General features: G+C 54.3%; 2 rRNA genes. Both read left to right on the forward strand.

Features of this window, described 5'->3' with window-relative positions:
• Positions 1 to 38: 38 nt before the first annotated feature.
• Positions 39 to 2,955, forward strand: a 23S ribosomal RNA gene (locus ACYVDE_RS18410).
• A 92-nt stretch (positions 2,956 to 3,047) separates the two neighbouring features.
• Positions 3,048 to 3,159: ribosomal RNA gene (rrf, locus tag ACYVDE_RS18415) — 5S ribosomal RNA — on the forward strand.
• Positions 3,160 to 3,191: the final 32 nt, after the last annotated feature.

A 3,191-nucleotide genomic window follows, 5' to 3' on the forward strand; every position in this document is an offset into this window, starting at 1 on the left:
GTTCGCAAGAACTCAATCAAACAAGTGTTGATTACGAAAGAGAAGTAAGCAAGAGCACACGGGGGATGCCTAGGGTCTCAGAGGCGATGAAGGACGCGATAAGCTGCGATAAGCTCGGGGTAGAGGCACATACTCGCTGATCCCGAGATTTCCGAATGGGGCAACCCCGCGCATGGAAGATGCGTGAACCGACTGGCTTGACCAGCGGTGGCAAACGCCGGGAACTGAAACATCTAAGTACCGGCAGGAAAAGAAAATAACAATGATTCCCCAAGTAGTGGCGAGCGAACGGGGAGGAGCCCAAACCGGGTTGGTTACGGCCAGTCCGGGGTTGTAGGGCCGCGACATCTGATTAAATCGAGTTAGCTGAACTGCTTGGGAAAGCAGGCCATAGACGGTGAGAGCCCGGTAAGCGACAATTCTGATTTACGGTAGCGGTACCCTGAGTAGGGCGGGGCCGGAGAAACCCCGTCTGAAGCAAGCGGCACCATCCGCTAAGGCTACATACTCCTGAGACACCGATAGTGAACTAGTACCGTGAGGGAAAGGTGAAAAGAACCGGGAATACCGGAGTGAAAAGAACCTGAAACCGTGTGCTTACAAGCAGTTAGAGGGATTTCGTATCCTGATAGCGTGCCTTTTGCATAATGAGCCTACGAGTTACTCCTCTCTGGCAAGGTTAAGAAGTTGAAGCTTCGGAGCCGCAGCGAAAGCGAGTCTGAACAGGGCGCGCAGTCAGAGGGGGTAGACGCGAAACTTTGTGAGCTACCCTTGAGCAGGTTGAAGGTGCCGTAACAGGCACTGGAGGACCGAACCAGTTTCCGTTGAAAAGGATTTGGATGACTTGAGGGTAGGGGTGAAAGGCCAATCAAACTGAGAAATAGCTCGTACTCCCCGAAATGTATTGAGGTACAGCGTCGGCGTCGAGGTCAGTGGAGGTAGAGCTACCAATAGGACTAGGGGGTGTCAGAGCCTACCGAATCCTGATGAACTCCGAATGCCACTGGCTATAGCCGGCAGTGAGGCCTGGGGTGCTAAGGTCCCCGGCCGAGAGGGAAAGAACCCAGACCAACAGCTAAGGTCCCTAAATCTAGATTAAGTTGAACAAAGGAGGTCCAGTTGCTTTGACAGCCAGGAGGTTGGCTTGGAAGCAGCCATTCCTTTAAAGAGTGCGTAACAGCTCACTGGTCGAGCGACCGGGCATCGATAATACGCGGGCATCAAATCTAGTACCGAAGCTTTGGATGTAGTCTGCAAGATGACTACGTGGTAGGGGAGCATTCTCCTTGCGGTGAAGGCGTGTCGTCAGGCATGTTGGAGCGTGGAGAAACGCATATGTAGGCATGAGTAACGATAATGCGGGTGAGAAACCCGCACGCCGATAGACTAAGGTTTCCAGCTCAACGCTAATCGGAGCTGGGTTAGTCGGGACCTAAGGGGCAGCCGAAAGGTGAACTCGATGGACAGCAGGTTAATATTCCTGTACTAATGGTAAAAAGTGATGCAGTGACGCAGAAGTGAAAGCACCGCGGGCGGACGGAAGTGCCCGTTGAAGGCCGTAGATATTGGGAGAGTAGTTAAGTACGCTCACCTAGTCGAAAGCTGATAGTACCGTACGACCTTCGGGTCACGCGGATAGTGTGCCTAATCCGACTGCCAAGAAAACCTGCTAAGCGTTTTAATTTTACTATTACCCGTACCGCAAACCGACACAGGTAGTCAAGGAGAGTATCCTGAGGCGCTCGAGTGAATCACGGCCAAGGAACTCGGCAAAATGGACCTGTAACTTCGGGAGAAGGGTCGCTTCCTGGTAGCAATACCAGAAGCCGCAGTGAAAAGGCCCAGGCGACTGTTTAACAAAAACACATGACTTTGCTAACGCGTAAGCGGACGTATAAGGTCTGACACCTGCCCGGTGCCGGAAGGTTAAGAGGGGAACTTAGTCGCAAGGCGAAGGTTTGAATCGAAGCCCCGGTAAACGGCGGCCGTAACTATAACGGTCCTAAGGTAGCGAAATTCCTTGTCGGGTAAGTTCCGACCTGCACGAATGGTGTAACGATCTGGGCGCTGTCTCAGCCGTGAGCTCGGTGAAATTGTAGTCTCGGTGAAGATGCCGAGTACCCGCCACGGGACGGAAAGACCCCGTGCACCTTTACTATAGGTTGCCATTGGTGGTGGGTTCAGTATGTGTAGCATAGGCGGGAGGCGCTGAGCCGGGGACGCTAGTTCTCGGGGAGCCGACGTTGAAATACCGCCCTTACTGTGCCTGCTGCCTAATCCACAAAGTGGAGACAGTGGCTGCTGGGTAGTTTGACTGGGGTGGTCGCCTCCAAAAGAGTATCGGAGGCTTTCAAAGGTCCGCTCAGTCCGCTTGGTAACCGGACGCAGAGCGCAATAGCAGAAGCGGGCTTGACTGTGAGGCTGACTAGCCGAGCAGGGTCGAAAGACGGATATAGTGATCCGGTGGTTCCGCATGGAAGGGCCATCGCTCAAAGGATAAAAGGTACGCCGGGGATAACAGGCTGATCTCCCCCAAGAGCTCATATCGACGGGGAGGTTTGGCACCTCGATGTCGGCTCGTCACGTCCTGGGGCTGGAGAAGGTCCCAAGGGTTCGGCTGTTCGCCGATTAAAGTGGCACGCGAGCTGGGTTCAGAACGTCGTGAGACAGTTCGGTCCCTATCTGTGGTGGGCGTTGGAAATTTGACAGGACCTGTCCTTAGTACGAGAGGACCGGGATGGACCAGCCGCTGGTGCGCCGGTTGTACCGCCAGGTGCAGCGCCGGGTAGCTACGCTGGGACGAGATAAGCGCTGAAAGCATCTAAGTGCGAAACTCCCCTGGAGATGAGATTTCCCAATTGAAGGCCCGTCGGAGATGACGACGTGGATAGGCGGCAGGTGAACAAGTGGAAACACAATAGCTGAGCCGTACTAAGTGGCCGAGGGCTTCTCTGCATATGTCGTCAAGTTGCGCGTCCAGCGCTTCGTTTTTGTCCCCTTACGTCGAGTTATTGAGTCGTTACACGAACACGTAATGACCCGCCAGCAATGGTGGCTTTAGCCCGGGTGTTCACCTCTTCCCATTCCGAACAGAGCCGTTAAGCCCCGGTGCGCCTATGGTACTGCCTTCACCGGTGGGAGAGTCGGTCGCCGCCAACCTTATCACAGGAAAATCCCTCTTGGATGCTTTC

This window comes from Hymenobacter agri (genome assembly GCF_054778495.1).